Origin of the sequence: Psychrobacter sp. DAB_AL62B, assembly GCF_028895345.1 — a bacterium.
In the GTDB taxonomy this organism is placed as follows: Bacteria; Pseudomonadota; Gammaproteobacteria; order Pseudomonadales; family Moraxellaceae; genus Psychrobacter.
Window position 1 is genome coordinate 261,418 of record NZ_SAXC01000003.1, and the last position, 18,155, is coordinate 279,572.

Here is an 18,155-nt window from a genome sequence, read left to right on the forward strand (position 1 = left end):
AACTAGCTCATCTATTGCGTTACGCTTCATAAAAACACACGATATTTATCACAAAACCACCTCATAACTCGTACTACGCCCCGAAGCCTCAGATTTTTTCAGCACCCCCTTCTCTATCAAATCATTGATATCCCGTAGTGCTGTGTCTATAGAACACTTAGTCATCACTGCCCATTTCTTAGTAGTCAGCTTGCCATAAAAATCTGTCAGTAAAGTATTCAGCATAGTGACTTGCCTAGTGTTCAAAGCATGCTGTCGATGGGTCTGCCAAAAACTCGCTTTATGAATGATTTTATCTGTAGTCGTTTGAGCAGCGATGAGGGCTTGCTCTAGCGTTTGTAGAAACCAGCACAGCCAAGCAGTGATATCAGTATCACCCTTTTGCGTTCGCTCCAGTACTTTATAATAGTCATTACGTTTTTTAAGAATCTGTGCTGACATACTATAAAAACGTTGGGCGCTATCATCGCTTTGCGCCAGCACTCTCTCCGTAATAGCACGGGTCAATCGCCCATTGCCATCATCAAAGGGATGAATCGTCACAAACCATAAATGAGCGATACCTGCCTTGATGACCAGATCCATATTCTCCTGCTCATTTGGTGACGTGTTAAACCAGGATAAAAACTTGTCTAACTCATCTGCTAGCCTATCCGCACTAGGTGCAATAAAATGAACCTGCTCGCGACCATAACCACCAGAAACTACCTGCATAGGTCCTTGACTGTCATCACGGATACTGCCCGCTTTAATACGATAAAGTCCACTATATTCATTTGGAAATAATGCTCTGTGCCATCCCAGTAAATCATCTAGCAATAATGGTTGTTGATAATGATAGGTCGCATTTAGCATCATTTCCACCACTGCATCGATCTCACGAGTAGCAGTTGGCATACTGCCATCATCTACTCCTAAATGTCGCGCGACAGAAGACCTTACTTGCTCATTATTTAATGACTCACCCTCAATCTCGGATGTTTTAACGATCTCTAGAGTCACGGCATCTAACTGTGCCTCAACGTTAAGATCGAAGCCTAGCATTAGCAACTGTCCAAGCAAACGGCCTTGTAATATCCGCACACGACTGACCAATGGCAGCAATTTTTTATCTGACCATTGCCATTCAGTCCAGTCTGGATGTTCATGGATATAGGTAATATGCTTCATATTTTTCTCAATTATATGCAGAGATTAAAACCTTAATCTCCTTATATTATGCAGAGAAAAAACACGTAAGGCAATGCATGCCAATTAAAATAAGAACAAATTAGCTTGAAAAACAGGATTGAAGAAAGGTATTTTGGACAGAAAATGCACTGATTTTGGCATAATCGAAGCTAGAGCGGAGGTAAAAAGACTATAAAATTATAGTGCCCAAATACGTGCTAAACTTTATCTTACATTCATTGACCTTGCCTTTTTTCAATTATAGAATAGCTATAAGTCAATAGAATCAATACATGTATGATAACGTCATATTATGATATTTGGTCGACCTACCTTGACATGGTAGAGGTCAGCAGTTCGAGTCTGCTTATGCCTACCAAATATTTAGAAAGCCCCAGTCTAACGACTGGGGCTTTTTTTGTCCGTAAAATATGGGCTGTAGTGGAAAATATTTAATTGAAGAATGAGCTGGTATATCACCAAGACTACAAAACAAGATTCAAAGCCATCAACGACATCAACGACATCACTAAATATATTGAGCTTGAATACAATGAGAAGCGATTAGCAAAGCACTGCTTTGTAGCGACGCAAGACAAGAGCTCTGCTCGCAGTGGCACTAAGATTCAAAAGGGTTTAGGATATAAAATGCCAAGGCAGATGCAGTTTGATTATTATCGTCTGGCTGCGTAAATAAAATCTCCCAAGTTAATGTCTACGGATTTGACAACATAGGTCATTGAATACGCTGGGTTATAAACCGCTGAAGTTGCTCAAGAGTAATCACTGGCTTTATACTCACTGATATTAATACTATGCAAAATTAGCGTTACTGAGCTTAAAATAGCCACTTAACGTATTTAAGATTCTCAATATCTATGAACTAGCCAGCCATTAGCTCACTATGCTTTCTAATGCTGCTCTGTCTTCTATGACAAACTGTTCTACCAAAGCAGCAAATGCAGGATAAACATCTGTTTTTACGTTGATTTTTTGACAGTATTTAGTGAACTGCGGTAGCCAATTGAGTAAAGCACTATCAAGAAAGTCGATTTGTTCTTGTGCCGTGTTGACCATATCAAGCTGTTGCTCAATACTTTTATTAATCCATAAGCTCATAACGATAAAATATACACTTAAATGGTCATTTGGCTCACGAAACTCAGGATGTAAGCTTAGCTGCTGGCTATCAAGAAAACGCATCATATGCGCCGCAGGTTTGCCATAAAGATGTTTATCGCTACTCAGATAATAAGAAGCATAAGGCGGTGCACTATCATCACCACTCAGTAAAAAAATCTGCGCAAAATCTGCGGCAAGCTCAATGGCACGATGCTCTTTAGGGAATTGCTGCAAATTATCAATGGCGACTTTCACGCGATTACTGTATTGCTCAAGTCCGAGACTAACAAATACCTCGTGAATACTATCGTAAGCTTGATTCTGTTGCCATTCATCTAAGGTCGCTGAGGTAAGCTCACGCGCGAAAATATCTGCAAACCAACGATAAAGTGCAGAACGTGCCGGATTAGCAGCTTGCCATTCTTCATTAATGTTGATTTTATCTTCAGTTATGTTCATTTGAGATCCAATTTAAGCTATTTTTTATGTGTTATTGGTGGCTACTTTTATTAAATAACACATTTATTAAATAGCGGTTTTATTTTTATTAAATACTGGCATTGAGTACTACATTAGAACAGATCGTCTATATAAATAAATGCCTTTGTAAATCACACATGCTATTTACGTCGCATACGGCTTACAAAGGCATTTTTTATCACTTATTGTCCTAAATGATATTAACCCATTTGGGATGATACAGCAGAGCTACCATCTGGATTGACATACTTTGGACCACCGAACGAAGTCACTGCTGGTGCTTTACCAACGAATTTCTCCATCTCGACGATACAAGTATTGGCACTAGGCGCTTGCGCAAGGCTTGAAGTACCAATATCAATGGTTAACGTGTTAGGGTCACCATAGGTATCTAGCGCACCGATTTCAGGGCCAGTAGGTCCATACCATGCACCCTCTTGGATACGAATGATACCCGGTGGAAAGTTATCAGAAACAACTGCACCAGCCAATAACTGACCACGATCATTAAAGACGCGCACAATGTCACCATCTTTGATACCACGAGCTTTTGCATCCTCAGGACCCATATAGCAAGGTTCCCGACCTTGTACCGTATAGGTTGCACGGCGCTCTTCAGACTCACAAGTTTGTGAGTGCAGACGGGTATCTGGATGCACTGATTGTAGCCATAGTGGATGCTTATCTGAACCAGGACCACCATGCGAGCGCTCAATTTTCTCCATCCAGGTAGGATGGCCTTTACAATCATCATAACCATAACTGGCAATTTTGCGGCTACTTATCTCAATAAAGCCTGATGGTGTGCCAAGGGCGTTGACTTCAGGATCTTCAAGGAAATCAGCATGTCTTGTCCAGTTTTTACCCTCTGGGAATAGCACGTAGCCTTTTTTCCAGAATTCAGCAAATTCAGGCATAAAAAACTCTTTTTTCAAGTTGTCCGCACGGCACTCTTCGTAGATTTGCTCGATCCACTGCATCTCATTCATATTACGACTGTATTCAATTTCACGATTCATGCGCTTGGTCAATTCATACCAAATATCAAAGTCTGATTTAGAATGGTAAAGCGGGTCAATTAGCTTGTGCATGGCAATAACGCCACGGTTACTATAGGTACCGTAAGCATCAATATCATTACGCTCATAAGGCGTACATGCTGGCAGTACAATGTCAGCAAAACGACAGGTTGCCGTCCAGTTATAGTCGACCGCAACGACTGTCTCAACTTTGCGGTACGCCTCTTTCATACGGTTGCGCTGCTGATGGCGATGCCATTGGTTACAGCCTGAAAAAATACCCATTTTATAAGGCGGAAGGGTAACTTTGTGACCATTAAAGTCAATCACTTTACCCGGCTCAAGTAAGCAATCAATAGCGCGCGCGACTGGTATAACAGAGCTATACCCATTAAAGTCTTCGTTATCGTGCTTAGGCTTACGGCCCGTATCAAGGTTTAGCGGAAAAGCACCCGGCATAGAAGCACCTGAAGCTGGTACACCCGATGAGCTATAGTGATGCGAATAACTAATGCCCCCACCCGGCTGACCAAACTGACCAAGCATAGCAGCGATAATCGCTCCCATCCAATAAGGTTGCTCACCATGTTGTTGACGCTGAATCGCCCAGCCGAAAATAAGCTGGGTACGGTTCTTCGCCATTTTGCGGGTAAGCTCACGGATACGGTCCGCTTTGATACCACAAATCTTTTCTGCCCACTCTGGGGTTCTCTCGATTTTATCTTCAGTTTTACCCATCACATAAGGAATAAATGCTTCGAAGCCGAGAGTATAGACATCAATGAATTTTTCATCATAAAGCTTTTCGGTATATAGCGTATGCACAATAGCCAGCATAAACGCCACATCAGTATGTGGGTTAACATATTGATGATCACACTCTAGATAGTTCTGGGTTTTACTTTTGACCGGATCAATACAGATGACCTCAATCTCTTTATTTCGAACTTTGGTACGTAATTGCTCTAAGTACTCGTAAGATTCGTGAGTTTCTGTATTCCAGCCAACTTGCAAGTTTTTGACGGGATCATTCGCCCACATAACGATGACTTTTGAATTTTCTAAAATCAACGGCCATGATGTACCTTGTGAATACACCTCAGTCGAACCTAACACGTAAGGCATAATGACTTGACCAGCACCGGTTGAATAATCTCCTGCTGTACCAACACTGCGGCCGTGCATCGCCACGGCGCGTAGCATATGGTTACCACAACTGTGGATCTGTCCTACTGACCGCCAGCCAACGTTAGCCGTATGCAACGCCCAAGGACCGTAATCTTTTTGGATACGCTCAAGCTCTTCATAGACCATGTCTAGAGCAGCATCCCAACCGACGCGTACGAAACGGTTATCACCGCGCTGTGTCGTGTCACTTTTATGACGGTTTTTATACCAGTCAACCCGAATCATAGGATAACGTACCCGTGATGGGCTATAAATAATGCCAGGCACACCCTGCAAAATATCGGTCGGGAACTGATCAAACTCAAAAGGTTGCACTTCAACGAGTTTGTCACCCTGAACATTGGCACGGAAGGCACCCCAGTGTGCACCGGACATTTTCCAGCCACTCAAATCAGGTTTTTTCCCAGTCTTACTAGTAACGATACTGTTATCGGCAAGTAGTGATGTCGGTAACAACGCGGTACCCGTTAAAGCAGCTAGTGACTTGAGAAAGTGTCTGCGATTGATGTTTTTCATAAGTTATCTCTCTAATTGTTTTCTCTAGTTACGGTCTAGCACCTTGGAACGTGTTTTCAGGCGACCCACTACCTTGAGGGTTCTTTCTAAAATCTGATGAATGCAGTTGTAGATATTTTAAGACCATAGCTGCACTATCATTGTCTAAGTTAGTGAACCCTACCATGCCACTAAATAAGCCTGGCCATTGGTTGGCATCGTGTCCACTTGGGTCTGGTTGACGGTGACAAGTACTACAGCTATCACTATAAGTCTGGCTAGCAATGTCCCAAGCTGGCTCGATACTCTCCATGAGGCCTCCTTCGGCAACCCAGAACTGAGCCTTCACTTTTTGCCATTCAAGACCAGTCAGTGGATCTTCTTTAGCTTCGCCTGCTGTGATGAGACTCTTATCACTAGCTAAGTCTTTTTCGATAACGGCATCAGGAATATTTAAACCAAAGTTGGTATACCATACACGACCGAAGCCTTTGTTTTTGCGCCACATATCGAGCTCAATTTGTACCCCACCATCTTTGTGCGCCAACACTTTAACAGGTGCAGCAATTTCTATACTACCTGCTTTAGTCTTTCTATCATCTGAGGTATATAAATCTTGCGGTACAATGTTGTAATAGTTTTGACCATCTTTAATTTTGGTACTTCTGGCTTCAGACAATAGCGAATCAAATGCTGGATTGTGCATACCTTCAGTATTTGGTAACTCGTGCGCAATCCCTTTGTGGCAATCAAGACAGCTGGCATCACGTTCAGCCGCACTACGCATAATCATTTGTGAGGTGACGCGCATTTTATCAAAATCCATGCTGTCGTAATCATGGCAAGTGCGACACTCTTTAGAATCGTTGGCTTTAAAACGGCCCCACTCACGTTGCGCTAATACCACACGATGATCAAGAAATTTTTCTCGAGTACCAATATCACCCATCAACTGTGACAGTACCTCACGTGAGGCTTGCATTTTACGCGCAACTTTCGCCGTAAAATCATGGGGTACGTGACAATCTGAACACTCTGCCCTAACACCAGTACGGTTTTTGAAATGTACGGTTTTCTTTAGCTCGGGTAGCATGTTGTCACCCATCGTATGACAAGAAGTACAAAACTCTTCGGTATTGGTTGCTTGCATGCCAGCATTAAACCCTGCCCAGAACCAAACTCCACCCGCAAAGCCGATGATGATAAGTATTCCAAGTCCGATCTTTGCGGAAGGTTTAAACAGAAGACGACGCAGCCAGTTAAATAGGCTTTTGATTGCACTCATGATTGCTTTCATGATGATTCCTTACTGTATTTCATAGCCATTTGAATTTCATACAATTTGGGCGGTTATTTGTCCATTTTTTGCGTGAAAATAATAGAGGTTAGCGATTGGACAATATCAGTTACTGACGGGACGCTAGTTAACAGGTTAAGAAGGTGGTCCCCAGAACCACATTTGACCGAACCAAATAATGAAACCATAAGCACAAATGAATAACAGCGCTATAAATGGTAAGGCAATAAAAGCCATGACTAGGGCACTGAGCCATTCGCGTCTGACTGGTTGCTGCTGGTTTTTTAGTTGCTGTTCAGGTTGCATAGTTCACCTCTAAATATATTCACGCTGGCTAACAAGTAGTAAAACAGTAATATTTAAAGCTTTTATTTCAAATAAGAATGCTAAATAAACGATTTCTTGTATCTTTATCTTTGTTTTAAATGGTCGTTATATTTTTATTGTTTAGTTTATTTTAAGTTGGATATTGTTTAGTTTAGATTTTATAAAACACTAAACAACTTAATACCTTACTAACTGTAATGATAACATGGATACTCAATATTCTGTAACTAATCTGCAACATTACACCCTAAAACTTATGAGTTGAGTGCTCATTTAATTAGCATAAAACAAGCCGCATAAGGCAGGATGAGCTCTATGGCTATACGCTATTGAAACTGCTCATTTTTACAAAGAAACGCCCCGAAATTATCGAGGCGCTTCTGATCTAGGCTTTTATACTAACTACTCTCTAATTAATGAATAGCTCTGTCGTTAAAATCTTGTTATTAAAACTCATATAATACTGAACATTAAACATTAAACATTGAACATTGAACATTGAAAACCACTTAACATTTTTCATCTAACACTCCCGACGAATATTTAAGGCACCTGCTGATTGATTTCAATATTTACTTGTTGCTGGTCACTTTTTAGCACGACTGGATTAGAAGATAAATCACCAGATACGGAAATAGCATTACCAGAATGGCTAATGCGCGCGGTCACAACCAGCTGCTCACCTGATGCGCGTGCAGGTTGTAGCGTTCTATCAGCCATCATTGCGTCTAGATTGCTTAGGCTTAAACTGATACTGCCCTGCCTTAAACTGCTAATCGGTATTCGTTTTGCCGCATAGGGAGGCCCACCTTCAGCGGCGCGAATAGCAACAAATAATACATCGTCAGCGGTTATTAACGGTAGTAATTTAGCATTCACAGTGATAGATATATCTACACCTTCATTAGCTTGCGCCTGTTGCCTGACAATATCGGCCGTTAACTCATCCAAGCCAGTAAGCGCATGCCTATCATCGCTCGGATTTTTTTCCATACGCTGACGCATTTTAGCTATCCAGCCTTGTGCCTGCTCATAGTTACCTGCTTTCGCCTCGCCCCTTGCCATTAACATCTGTGCTGACTCATTATCAGGATCACCTTTCAGGATGTCCTCCAAGACTCGGCGAGTCTCGATATCAAGACTACCTCCATTCGCTAAAAAGCTTAACTGCGCATACTCTGCTGCAATATTTTTGTCATCAGGGGACAGTCTATAAGCTCTCGATAGGGCTTCTAAAGCCGATTCTGGCTCTTCAAAAGATAAGAATATTTCCGACAATACCATCCAGCGGTAAGAATCATCAGCATTACGATGGACATTGGTTTGAATGGTCGAGAAAAGTCCTGCACCATCTTCAAAAGCCCACTCTGGTAGCACGTCAATCTTGCCGGAAAGCAGCTCCTCTGATACTTCACCCACTCTATCCTGCGCGCGCCATAAGTCAAACACGTCGCTACGATCGCTGAAAAGCACATAAGCACATATCGCCAATACTGGCACACAGACTATCAGTGCCAACTGACCTTTTAGACTAGGCAATTGCATAGGCGTTGCGATTTGTTCAGCATCTAATAACTGGCGCTCAAGTTCTGTTTTTTGGGCTATATATTGAGCATCATCTATAGTACCTATTGCTTTATCAGCAGCAAGCTCACGCAATCTGGACTTGTACACATCGACATTTAGATCAATTAGCCGATTGTCTACAGGGTCAGGCGCATCTCTGCTTGAGCGCAACCACGGTACGATGACTATCAATGCGGCTAATAGCGCAACCAATAGGCTAAAAATAATGAATATGACAAGAGTAGAAAACACAGTCATAAGGAATCTCCTTTATCGCGTGTTTGCCCATTAAATTTGGGTTTCGTCGTTTTAAGATTAGAGGGCTTAGTCTTAGTCTTAGTCTTAGTCTCAGTTAGGTTAGCTTCGTCTATCGTTGCCTCTGTCGTTGTCTTACCTGTTTCTTCCCGACTTGCTAACAGTCTATCTAACGCGGCTTGCTCTTTAACTGTAAGTGAACTACTTATATCTGTATTCGGCATAATAGGGCGTTTATTAGGAGCTTTACTACGAGTATGATTGCGCCAAAACCAGCCGCCCAGTATTAAGATTAATAATAGTGGTGGAAAGAACCAAAGTATCCATGTAGATGGACGTACTGGTGGACTATAACTAATAAAATCGCCATAGCGCTCTTGCATATACTGACGAATCTCAGCGTCCGAGCGACCATCTTTTACCATATCATAAGTTTTTTGCTTTAAATCTTGGGCGATAGGTGCATCAGAACCTGCCAGATTTTGATTTTGGCATTTCGGGCAACGAAACTCATCAATTAGGCCGCGGTACTGCGCTTCTTGCCGTTTTGAATCAAAGTCGTAAACTTCGATAGCCGCATGACTCAGGTTTGTCGCTCCTATTAATAAGGTAAAAAGCACAAAAACTGGGATTAATAATAGTCTGTAAAATAATGAGGTGTTAGCGTTCATTGGCAGACCTCTTCAACTTGGGTAGATGCTATCTTTTCACCAGTAGCCTCTTGTTGTAGAAGTTTTAAACAAGGATTAATCCGGCTTTGCCAATTTTCTTCGTTTACTTCACCAACGATATGCTGACGAATAATGCCTTTGCTATCGACAACGAAAGTCTCAGGGGCACCAGTCAAACCTAAATCCAAGGCGAACTGACCAGAGTAGTCTTGCACAGACATCAAATACGGATCGCCAAGCTCATTAAGATAATTAAGCGCATCACCAATCTCGTCTTTATAGTTCACACCGACCGTATGGACACCACGCTTCTTTAATTCTAAAAAGAAAGGATGCTCATACACACAAGTCGGACACCATGAACCCCAAATATTGATTAAATAAGGAGATGTTGGCATTTGTGAGTCTGTCACCATGAGACTGGTATCAGACAATAGTGGCAACTCAAAAGTTGGTACTGGACGTTCGAGTGCTGTGTTGGTCACGATCTCCGTTGGCTTACCCAGTCTAAAAAAAAGCATAATAATGAAACCAATAAACACGATAAGCGGAATCAAAAACCACAGTTTAAGTTGTTTACTTTTCATAACCTTAGCGCTCCTCTACTGATTGAGTAACTGAACTATTAACTGATTTGACTCCAGCCTTTATATACTCAGACTTTATATCTATAGGCCTGTCTTCATAGATACCATAGTCAAGGTCATCTTCCAGAATTTTGTAACGCTTCCTAGGTTTGATACGATAACGAGGATCTAACATCGATATCACTACACCAAGTACCATGATAATAGAACCCAGCCAAATCCAGCGAATAAGGGGTTTGACATAGATGCGGATTGCCCACTGATTACTGTCTTCAGCAATAGGTTCACCTAACGCGACATACAGATCTCGGCTTAGTCGGTCATCAATTGCAGCTTCGGTCATCGGCATCATACTCACCACGTAAGTACGTTTTTGTGGCCGCAATGTTGTAACCGATTGACCATCTTTACTGACGAAGACTTCGGCTTCGGTCGCATCATAGTTACTGCCTTTGACCTCTGTAAAACCTTTAACCTCAAAATCATAACCTTGAACATGAACACTGTCGCCGACACCCATAGCCACATCAGTTTCAATACTCATACTAGAGGTAAATGCCACACCTATCGCGGCGATTAATACGCCTACGTGGGCGGTCTGCATGCCCCAATAACTACTTTTCAGACGTTTAATACCAGCCAGTCGAGTTTTAGCATTTTTGGTCTTATCTTTAATATCGACGAACATCCATGCCAATACCCATAGACTCAACGCGACAGTCACCGCGATATTAAACATTGCTACTGGATAGACGAAATAGCTGATAATTGCACCCAAAACGGCACTGCTAATACCGATAATCAATGCCGGTCCAAGTAAAGGTCGACTGTCCTTCTTCCAACGAATATTCGAGCCCATACCCATCGCGAGCATTAATAACCACGTTAGCGGTACAAATAAAGCATTAAAATAAGGCGCACCAACGGAGACTTGGCCTAAATTAAAGGCATCAGCAATGATAGGATACAAGGTACCAAGCAGGACGACTAAAGTCGCTATTAAGATAATGGCGTTATTGATGACTAGAAAAGACTCACGAGAGATCGCACGATATTGACTTTCAACAGTCAACTGCCAGCCACGCAGGGCAAACATAATTAATCCACCGCCGATGACTATCGCTAAAATAACTAAAATAACGAGGCCTCGGGTTGGATCAGCTGCAAATGAATGCACAGAAGTAATAACGCCAGAACGCACAAGGAAGGTACCTAGCAAACTTAGCGCAAAGGTAAAGATGGCCAGCATAATGGTCCATGCCTTAAAGACGCCACGCTTCTCAGTAACAGCCAATGAATGCAATAATGCCGTACCCGCCAGCCATGGCATCAAAGAAGCATTCTCCACTGGATCCCAAAACCACCAGCCACCCCAGCCAAGCTCATAATAAGCCCACCAAGAACCCAGAGCGATTCCTAACGTTAAAAACCCCCAAGCCGCTTGAGTCCAAGGCCGTGACCAGCGTGCCCATACTGCATCCAGCCTCCCTGCCCACAATGCTGCCATACAAAAAGCAAAAGGCACGACCATGCCAACATAACCCATATATAGCATTGGCGGGTGAATGATTAAGCCAGGATCTTGTAGTACTGGATTTAGATCTACACCATCGACCATTAGATAAGGCAAGGTGCGATTAAACGGCGATGAGGTGAAAATAAGCATCGCCAACATCATCGTCTGCACGCCAGCCATAATAACCAATACCCGCGCGCGCATAGATAATGGCAAACCGCGACTAAACAAGGAGACTAATGCTGCCCAAGTCGCCAGAATCGTCATCCATAACAATAACGAGCCTTCGTGACCACCCCAAGTCGCTGATACTCGGTAATACCACGGTAGCAAGCTGTTAGAGTGCTGGGTCACATATTCCAGACTGAAGTCATTGTAATAAAACCCTGCCATCAATCCCACGAATGACAGCATCATCATAGAAAACTGTGCCCAAGCTAGACTCGGCGCTAACCGTTGCATAGCAACATTGTGTTTTAAAATACCCCATGTAGGTAATATCACTTGCAATATGGCGAGCACAAAGGCTACCAGCAAAGCAAAATATCCCAGCTCTGTGATTAGCATATATCTGACCTTATTTGATCGGCTTCGGTCATCATTAAGAGTGACCTAAAATTTAAAGTAGACTGATTGAAGTAGAGCTTAAAACCATTCTAACATTAATGATTTTTTTTTGATATTTACGTCTCAACTCTTAGCCAAATTTATGCCGGTTTATCGAGACTAATAATGACTTCAAGCCAGCATTTATGCGGAATGTTTGCATGTAACCATCTTCTTATGAAGCAGTAGGTTAAGACCTCAGAGTGCGTTAAGTGCGGAAGCCTAATCAATAAATCATCATTTACGCTATTACTTTATTTATTTTAGGTAATCAGCGCCTACTTATATTCAACCAACCATAAAACATAGCTCATTGACAGGTAGTTACGAATTTTTAACACAACTGTGCTGTAACTAATAAGGTAGCTATACTTAATTGTTAGTATAGTTATATGATATTAATTAAACTTTATTGATTAGCATTTTATCTAACAGCATAACTTTAAAAATTACTAACAACTAATTAGGCTAGAGAGCTGAGAGCATTATGAATATGATAAATAAAACTCTAAAAACTGCTACCATAATCCAACTATCCCCTGACAATAAGCAATCAAACACCACCCGTAAAAAATGGCTATTTGTCATACTAGCAACATCGGCATTAACATTAAGTGCTTGTGATAAAAAAGACGAATCAACGATGGAAGGTTCAGCTCTAGAGGTTGACTCACAAACATCAGAGCAAGAAGCAGCAGCTGAGATAGCTATTGCCAGTGAGCCCATGCATAGTAACCGAGAGGAAAGTGCTATTCTGCCAAGTAACGATATGCCTGAGAATACTGGGGCAGTTTCCGAGGATGGTGCGATAGTCAGCGAAGATATGTCAAATGACGAGGTAGGTATTAACCGTAGTAATGATTCTGAAGTGTTAAATAGTGGTGAAACAGAAGAACCCGTCTCGACTTATTAAGATTTAAATTCTCGGGAGATATCAGAGACCAATATATTTGAATCAGAGAGCTAGATAATAAAATCTAAGCCCCACTACCAGCGAGTGTCCATTAAACAAGTATTTTTAGTAAACTTGCATAATCTACTGAAAGTCTAGAGTAAGCACCTAAAGAATAGTAAGTTTGGTGTCGTCCATTTAATTTGCTTATCTTAGCCAGTGAGTCAGCTATCAAAGAGAGGTACTTGGCGTGTTTAAGGTATTGCTAGCTACTTTCTATTGCTAGCTATTTTCTAATGTTTCATTCCCTGAGGCTAAAACGGTAATTCCTTCATCTCTAATTAATATTTTTGCTAAAAACAAACCCAACTCAAACAAGAGCCACATAGGAATCGCTAGTAACAGCATTGATACGCCATCAGGCGGTGTCACTACCGCGGCGACCCCAAAACAGCCGACAATGATATAACGACGTTTATCTTCTAAACTTTTAGTAGAAACGATTCCGACCATTACCAATAATAAGGTGGCCACTGGAATCTCAAAAGTCAGTCCAAACACCATAAATAGCTTGAGGGCAAAGCTCAGGTAACTGTCAATATCGGTCATTGGTATAACGTTCTGCGGAGCGAACAGGATAAAAAACTTCAATACACCTTTGAGTACGATAAAGTAGGCGAAAGCAACACCAGCATAAAATAGAAATATCGAAGACAGTAGTAAGGGAATAGCGATTTTTTTCTCTTTTTCATACAAGCCGGAAGCCACAAACGACCAAATTTGATACAGGATATAAGGCATGGCTAAAAATGCGGCGACAAAGACCGTTAAGCGAATGGGTGCCATAAAGTTTGACGTTATGTCGGTGGCAATCATAGTCGAATTGATGGGCAACTGCGCTACCAATGGATCTGATAAAAGATTATAAAGCTCGCGTGAAAACCCTACCAATGCTAAAAATATAATTAAAACGGCAACGCATATTTTTATTAAGTGCGTGCGCAGCTCGATTAAATGTTCAGTGATAGGCATATCGCCAAGAGTACCTAACGTATCTTCTGACTCATTATTCTGTGTTGTATCTGTTGTCGCTTCAAACTCTGAATCTGCTATCTTTTCTTGTCGACTTTTTTGCCGTTTCAATAGGCTCACTGATCCACCTCCTGTTTAATTAACGAGGAAGAAGTATCTAGTTGATGGTCTTTATCATAAGAGGTGATTGGCTGATGTGAAGCGTCTAAGCTTTGGTTCTGTGAATGCTCAAATTTTTGCATACTGCCGCGCATTTCTGCTATTTCACGCTTCATATCCGACTCAGTCTGACGGATTTTCGCAAGTTCATTTTGCATTTGTTGGCGCGTTTCAGCTAGATCAAGCTCAGCCTCTATTTCAGACTGTAGTGTTGATACTATACGACGCATTTTGGCATACCATTGCCCAGCTGTACGTGCGGCCTGTGGCAGCTTCTCTGGGCCCAATACGATTAAAGCAATGACGCCAAACAAGAGTAATTCGGAAAACCCGATATCAAACATAACAGTCACACATATTAATAGACTACTTAGTACCGCTATTTATAAGCGGCGCGCTTCATACTTTGTGCTTATCATAAGTGGTGACGGGGCTGATTTCCATATCATCAACCTGACTGCCTGCTTGTGTATCATTTTCATGGCTAAGCACACGTTTCTTGTGAGTATGCTCAGTTTCTTCATCTTTCACTGCTTCTTTAAAACCCTTTACTGCACCACCTAAGTCTTTGCCAGCATTTTTAAGCTTAGCGGTACCAAATACGATTACCACTACCACCAATAAAATTAGCCAATGTGTAATGGAAAAACTACCCATAACGGTATCCTTATATTTTGAGATCTTGTTTAGACCAGTATTTGTAAGTGTGCTTTAGAAACCCCTTCCTCATACTAACATCACAGCTTCAAGCAGCGCAATCACAGTGGCTCTTTCTTTAAACCAAGCATCTGTTTCTCTGATATATAAAGCAGCTACGATAAGTTTACGACCTGAAGGTCAAAATACTACTTGATTAAATATTAAAAGGTTTCTGTCAGGTTATTATCAGTTTCAATTGCTCTGACTGTTAACCACTATCCAAATTTACTTTGCTATTTTTAATTATAAAATAGCTATAAGCTAATAGAATAAATACATATAAGATAACGTTATATTATAAGATTTGGTCGACCGACTTTGACATGGTAGAGGTTATTGCACAAACTAAAGTAGCGGCGCCAAAGATTAGACCACAAAAAAAGCACCGAGCCTTCATGGCTTGGTGCTTTTTATTTTTAGCTCAGAGCTTTTTTGTTTCTGGTTCAGAGCTAGTGTTTACAGCAGTTCTTTACGCAGCTGCGCCGGTGTCTTAGGCGATAATAAACCAGGTGCGACGTCAAGTACGGTTTTCGCACCAGTTTCGCCAGCCATGTTCATCTTATAGGTAGCGCGGGCGTAGGCCACTAGCACGCTAGAGGTGAACTCAGGGTTACTGCCGAGCTTTAATGAAAACTCCAACACTTGGTTGTTGCTGTCTTGCTCAGTGCCGCTGACACCGCTGCGAATAACGAAGCCGCCGTGGGGCATCTTGCGGTGCTCACGCTCAAAAGTTTGTTGGTCGATAAAGTGTACTGCGGTGTCGTAGTCGGCAAAGTAATCCGGCATGGTTACTATGGTATTACGTACCATATCGGCATCGGCGCCATCTGCCAGTACGATATAGCATTCGCGGGTGTGCTTCTCGCGTGTGCTTAGCGTTGGCTGCTCACCGTTACGTACCCGTGCCATGGCAGGTTCTGAGGGAATGGTATATTGCACGCCTGACTTAACACCATCCACGCGGCGTACTGCATCTGAGTGTCCTTGGCTTAAGCCTTTGCCCCAAAAGGTATAGGTTTCTCCGACCGGTAAAATGGCTTCACCGTATAAGCGGTTGATGGAAAACAGACCGGGATCCCAACCTACGGACAACATGGCAACTTTTCCAGCTTCCTTAGCAGGCACATCAAGCGCTGCAAAGTACTCAGGGATTTTAGCGTGAGTATCGAAGCTGTCGACGATATTAAATAAGCTGGCGAACGCTGGGCCTTGCTCAGGCAAATCAGACTTGGAGCCGCCACATAAGATCAGCACGTCTATGTCATCTTTGTATTGTGCAATATCGTCCATGGCGTACACAGGCACGCTTTCGTCAATTAGGGTGACGGAGGCGGGATCTCGGCGGCTGAATACACAGATTAACTGCATGTCAGAACTTTGCTTGATAGCGGCTTGGGCGCCGCGGCCGAGGTTGCCGTAACCGGCGATGGCGACTCTAATTACTGGGGTCATTATGATTAACCTTACGTTGGTGTAGCGGACAGTCAGTTACTGCTGGTGTGATATGTATCAAGTGATACATGTTGTGCAATAAGGGTCTGCAAAAATAGCACGTATTTTAGATCATTACTATTACGAGTGATAGCTTACTTTGCATATTTGAATCCATCTGTACGACCCATCTGTACAAAGCTACTGATTTAAGCAACCTATAAATCACTTGTTAGTATTATTATTGGTATAACATAAAATCGGAATAGACAAAGTAAACCGCCCTGGGATTGTCGGAGGCTCAACATTCTGAGAGAATATGCTAATGAAAAAGTGAAACCCTATTCCTAAAATTGGGAACAGAGCTATTTTAATACTCATTGAAGTATTAAACGATTATCAAAACATCTATCAGAATGGATAAGTAACTCTATAATGAAAAAATCAGTTCAAACTACGTTAAATCGAGTGGGACTTACCGCTTTAGTGGTAGTGTCATTGACATCTGGAGCGGTACAAGCGGCAGACAGTCATGATCGTCTAAAGAGTGCAGTTGATCAGCAAGCCAAACTCTTAATGGATGAGCATAATATTCCAGGGATGTCCTTTGGCGTCATTATTGATGGTAAATCGTATTTTTATCATTATGGTTTGGCTGACAAAAAAGCCCGCAAACCTGTATCAGAAAACACTATCTTTGAATTGGGATCTATCAGTAAAACTTTCACTGCAACCGCTGCCAGTTATGCGGAACTCAATGGCCAGCTGTCAATAAATGATAGCGTGGATAAATATATCCCTTACCTCACAGATAGCCCCATCGGCAATACCAAGCTTATAAACCTAGCCACTTATACGGCTGGTGGTCTACCGCTTCAAGTGCCTGATGAGGTTAAAAACAATAAAGAGTTGCTCCGCTATTATAAATCGTGGCAGCCTGTCTTCCCTGTAAACTCAAAGCGTCTGTATTCCAACGCCAGCATAGGGCTGTTTGGTTATATCTCTGCACTAAGTATGGGCTCTGATTACACATCGCTAATGGAAAATAAAATACTGCCGTCACTCAGCATGCCAAATACCTTTGTTAATGTTCCTAGCGATAGAATGGCGGATTATGCGTTTGGCTATAACGCTGCTGGAGAACCGATAAGAGTCAATCCCGGCATATTGGACGCCGAAGCCTATGGTATTAAATCAACCAGTGCAGATATGACGCATTTCATGGCGGCGAATATGGGGCTAGTGCCGTTGGATAAAGATATTCAACAAGCGTTAGATAATAATAGAAAAGGCTATTATCAAGCGAGCACTTTTATACAGGGATTAGCGTGGGAGATGTATCAGTTTCCAACAAAGCTAGAGACACTGCTTGAAGGCAATTCAGCGGAGGTGGTGCTTAAGCCTCAGACAATTACGACAGATAATCATCCAATACCTATTTTAAATAACGTATGGGTCAATAAGACTGGCGCTACCAATGGTTTTGGCGGCTATATCGCTTATATTCCTACTAAAAAGACAGGTATTGTCATCTTAGCAAATAAAAACTATCCTAATGCAGATAGAATCAAAGCAGCGTATACCATCTTAGAAAGTGCGATGACTCATTAATTGAACATGAGTGATAAAATAGCATTATAAAT

Annotated in this window: 15 protein-coding genes and 1 pseudogene; 3 read left to right on the plus strand and 13 right to left on the minus strand. The window is 42.0% G+C overall.

Features of this window, described 5'->3' with window-relative positions; translation table 11 throughout:
- Window positions 1-48: 48 nt before the first annotated feature.
- Window positions 49-1,170: a Fic family protein gene (locus tag EPB74_RS06215; protein WP_274903365.1), complete on the minus strand. Its 1,122-nt coding sequence runs from the start codon at window positions 1,168-1,170 to the stop codon at window positions 49-51.
- A 456-nt stretch (window positions 1,171-1,626) separates the two neighbouring features.
- On the opposite strand from EPB74_RS06215, the pseudogene EPB74_RS06220 reads away from it, so the two are divergent.
- Window positions 1,627-1,863: pseudogene (locus EPB74_RS06220) on the plus strand (hypothetical protein); the annotation flags it as partial.
- Between the two features lie 201 nt (window positions 1,864-2,064).
- Here the strand turns inward: EPB74_RS06220 and torD are convergent.
- From torD to EPB74_RS06260, 8 genes are all read right to left on the minus strand, one after another.
- The gene (gene torD, locus EPB74_RS06225; RefSeq protein WP_274903366.1) at window positions 2,065-2,751 is read right to left on the minus strand and encodes a molecular chaperone TorD; all 687 of its coding nucleotides are present in this window, start codon (window positions 2,749-2,751) and stop codon (window positions 2,065-2,067) included.
- Window positions 2,752-2,972: 221 nt separating this feature from the next.
- Window positions 2,973-5,495: a trimethylamine-N-oxide reductase TorA gene (torA, locus tag EPB74_RS06230; RefSeq protein ID WP_274903367.1), complete on the minus strand. Its 2,523-nt coding sequence runs from the start codon at window positions 5,493-5,495 to the stop codon at window positions 2,973-2,975.
- Window positions 5,496-5,523: 28 nt separating this feature from the next.
- Window positions 5,524-6,771, minus strand: a complete 1,248-nt coding sequence (gene torC / locus EPB74_RS06235) for a pentaheme c-type cytochrome TorC (protein WP_274903369.1) — start codon at window positions 6,769-6,771, stop codon at window positions 5,524-5,526.
- A gap of 135 nt (window positions 6,772-6,906) precedes the next feature.
- Window positions 6,907-7,077: a periplasmic nitrate reductase, NapE protein gene (locus EPB74_RS06240; protein WP_121509207.1), complete on the minus strand. Its 171-nt coding sequence runs from the start codon at window positions 7,075-7,077 to the stop codon at window positions 6,907-6,909.
- Window positions 7,078-7,641: 564 nt separating this feature from the next.
- Window positions 7,642-8,922 carry a c-type cytochrome biogenesis protein CcmI gene (gene ccmI, locus EPB74_RS06245; protein ID WP_274903372.1) on the minus strand — a complete coding sequence of 427 codons (1,281 nt, stop codon included), beginning with the start codon at window positions 8,920-8,922 and terminating at the stop codon, window positions 7,642-7,644.
- The gene (locus tag EPB74_RS06250; RefSeq protein WP_274903374.1) at window positions 8,919-9,590 is read right to left on the minus strand and encodes a cytochrome c-type biogenesis protein; all 672 of its coding nucleotides are present in this window, start codon (window positions 9,588-9,590) and stop codon (window positions 8,919-8,921) included. Before EPB74_RS06250 ends, ccmI begins: the two co-directional genes overlap by 4 nt.
- Window positions 9,587-10,177: a DsbE family thiol:disulfide interchange protein gene (locus EPB74_RS06255; RefSeq protein WP_274903375.1), complete on the minus strand. Its 591-nt coding sequence runs from the start codon at window positions 10,175-10,177 to the stop codon at window positions 9,587-9,589. Before EPB74_RS06255 ends, EPB74_RS06250 begins: the two co-directional genes overlap by 4 nt.
- Window positions 10,178-10,181: 4 nt before the next feature.
- Window positions 10,182-12,260, minus strand: coding sequence for a heme lyase CcmF/NrfE family subunit (locus EPB74_RS06260; protein ID WP_274903376.1), 2,079 nt, complete (start codon window positions 12,258-12,260; stop codon window positions 10,182-10,184).
- Between the two features lie 532 nt (window positions 12,261-12,792).
- Here EPB74_RS06260 and EPB74_RS06265 point away from each other — a divergent pair.
- Window positions 12,793-13,212 (plus strand): hypothetical protein, encoded by a 420-nt coding sequence (locus EPB74_RS06265; protein ID WP_274903377.1) that lies wholly within the window; start codon window positions 12,793-12,795, stop codon window positions 13,210-13,212.
- 261 nt (window positions 13,213-13,473) lie between these two features.
- On the opposite strand, the gene tatC is transcribed toward EPB74_RS06265, so the two are convergent.
- The 4 genes from tatC to EPB74_RS06285 all read right to left on the minus strand — a co-directional run bounded on the left by tatC (window position 13,474) and on the right by EPB74_RS06285 (window position 16,533).
- Window positions 13,474-14,343, minus strand: coding sequence for a twin-arginine translocase subunit TatC (gene tatC, locus EPB74_RS06270; RefSeq protein WP_274903379.1), 870 nt, complete (start codon window positions 14,341-14,343; stop codon window positions 13,474-13,476).
- The gene (tatB, locus tag EPB74_RS06275) at window positions 14,340-14,726 is read right to left on the minus strand and encodes a Sec-independent protein translocase protein TatB (protein ID WP_274903380.1); all 387 of its coding nucleotides are present in this window, start codon (window positions 14,724-14,726) and stop codon (window positions 14,340-14,342) included. Before tatB ends, tatC begins: the two co-directional genes overlap by 4 nt.
- Before the next feature lie 55 nt (window positions 14,727-14,781).
- Window positions 14,782-15,039 (minus strand): Sec-independent protein translocase subunit TatA, encoded by a 258-nt coding sequence (gene tatA / locus EPB74_RS06280; protein ID WP_274903381.1) that lies wholly within the window; start codon window positions 15,037-15,039, stop codon window positions 14,782-14,784.
- 498 nt (window positions 15,040-15,537) lie between these two features.
- The gene (locus EPB74_RS06285; protein ID WP_274903382.1) at window positions 15,538-16,533 is read right to left on the minus strand and encodes a diaminopimelate dehydrogenase; all 996 of its coding nucleotides are present in this window, start codon (window positions 16,531-16,533) and stop codon (window positions 15,538-15,540) included.
- A 414-nt stretch (window positions 16,534-16,947) separates the two neighbouring features.
- Between EPB74_RS06285 and ampC the strand changes: the two genes are divergently transcribed.
- Entirely contained in the window at window positions 16,948-18,123 is a 1,176-nt protein-coding gene (ampC, locus tag EPB74_RS06290) for a class C beta-lactamase (RefSeq protein WP_274903383.1), read from the plus strand.
- Window positions 18,124-18,155: the final 32 nt, after the last annotated feature.

Excerpts from the sequence above, each read along its gene's own strand:
- tatA (WP_274903381.1), bottom strand. The coding sequence starts at position 15,039 with ATGGGTAGTTTTTCCATTACACATTGGCTAATTTTATTGGTGGTAGTG.
- EPB74_RS06260 (WP_274903376.1), bottom strand. The coding sequence starts at position 12,260 with ATGCTAATCACAGAGCTGGGATATTTTGCTTTGCTGGTAGCCTTTGTG.
- torC (WP_274903369.1), bottom strand. The coding sequence starts at position 6,771 with ATGAAAGCAATCATGAGTGCAATCAAAAGCCTATTTAACTGGCTGCGT.
- EPB74_RS06215 (WP_274903365.1), bottom strand. The coding sequence starts at position 1,170 with ATGAAGCATATTACCTATATCCATGAACATCCAGACTGGACTGAATGG.
- torA (WP_274903367.1), bottom strand. The coding sequence starts at position 5,495 with ATGAAAAACATCAATCGCAGACACTTTCTCAAGTCACTAGCTGCTTTA.
- ampC (WP_274903383.1), top strand. The coding sequence starts at position 16,948 with ATGAAAAAATCAGTTCAAACTACGTTAAATCGAGTGGGACTTACCGCT.
- tatB (WP_274903380.1), bottom strand. The coding sequence starts at position 14,726 with ATGTTTGATATCGGGTTTTCCGAATTACTCTTGTTTGGCGTCATTGCT.
- EPB74_RS06255 (WP_274903375.1), bottom strand. The coding sequence starts at position 10,177 with ATGAAAAGTAAACAACTTAAACTGTGGTTTTTGATTCCGCTTATCGTG.
- ccmI (WP_274903372.1), bottom strand. The coding sequence starts at position 8,922 with ATGACTGTGTTTTCTACTCTTGTCATATTCATTATTTTTAGCCTATTG.
- EPB74_RS06285 (WP_274903382.1), bottom strand. The coding sequence starts at position 16,533 with ATGACCCCAGTAATTAGAGTCGCCATCGCCGGTTACGGCAACCTCGGC.
- EPB74_RS06240 (WP_121509207.1), bottom strand. The coding sequence starts at position 7,077 with ATGCAACCTGAACAGCAACTAAAAAACCAGCAGCAACCAGTCAGACGC.
- EPB74_RS06250 (WP_274903374.1), bottom strand. The coding sequence starts at position 9,590 with ATGAACGCTAACACCTCATTATTTTACAGACTATTATTAATCCCAGTT.
- torD (WP_274903366.1), bottom strand. The coding sequence starts at position 2,751 with ATGAACATAACTGAAGATAAAATCAACATTAATGAAGAATGGCAAGCT.
- EPB74_RS06265 (WP_274903377.1), top strand. The coding sequence starts at position 12,793 with ATGATAAATAAAACTCTAAAAACTGCTACCATAATCCAACTATCCCCT.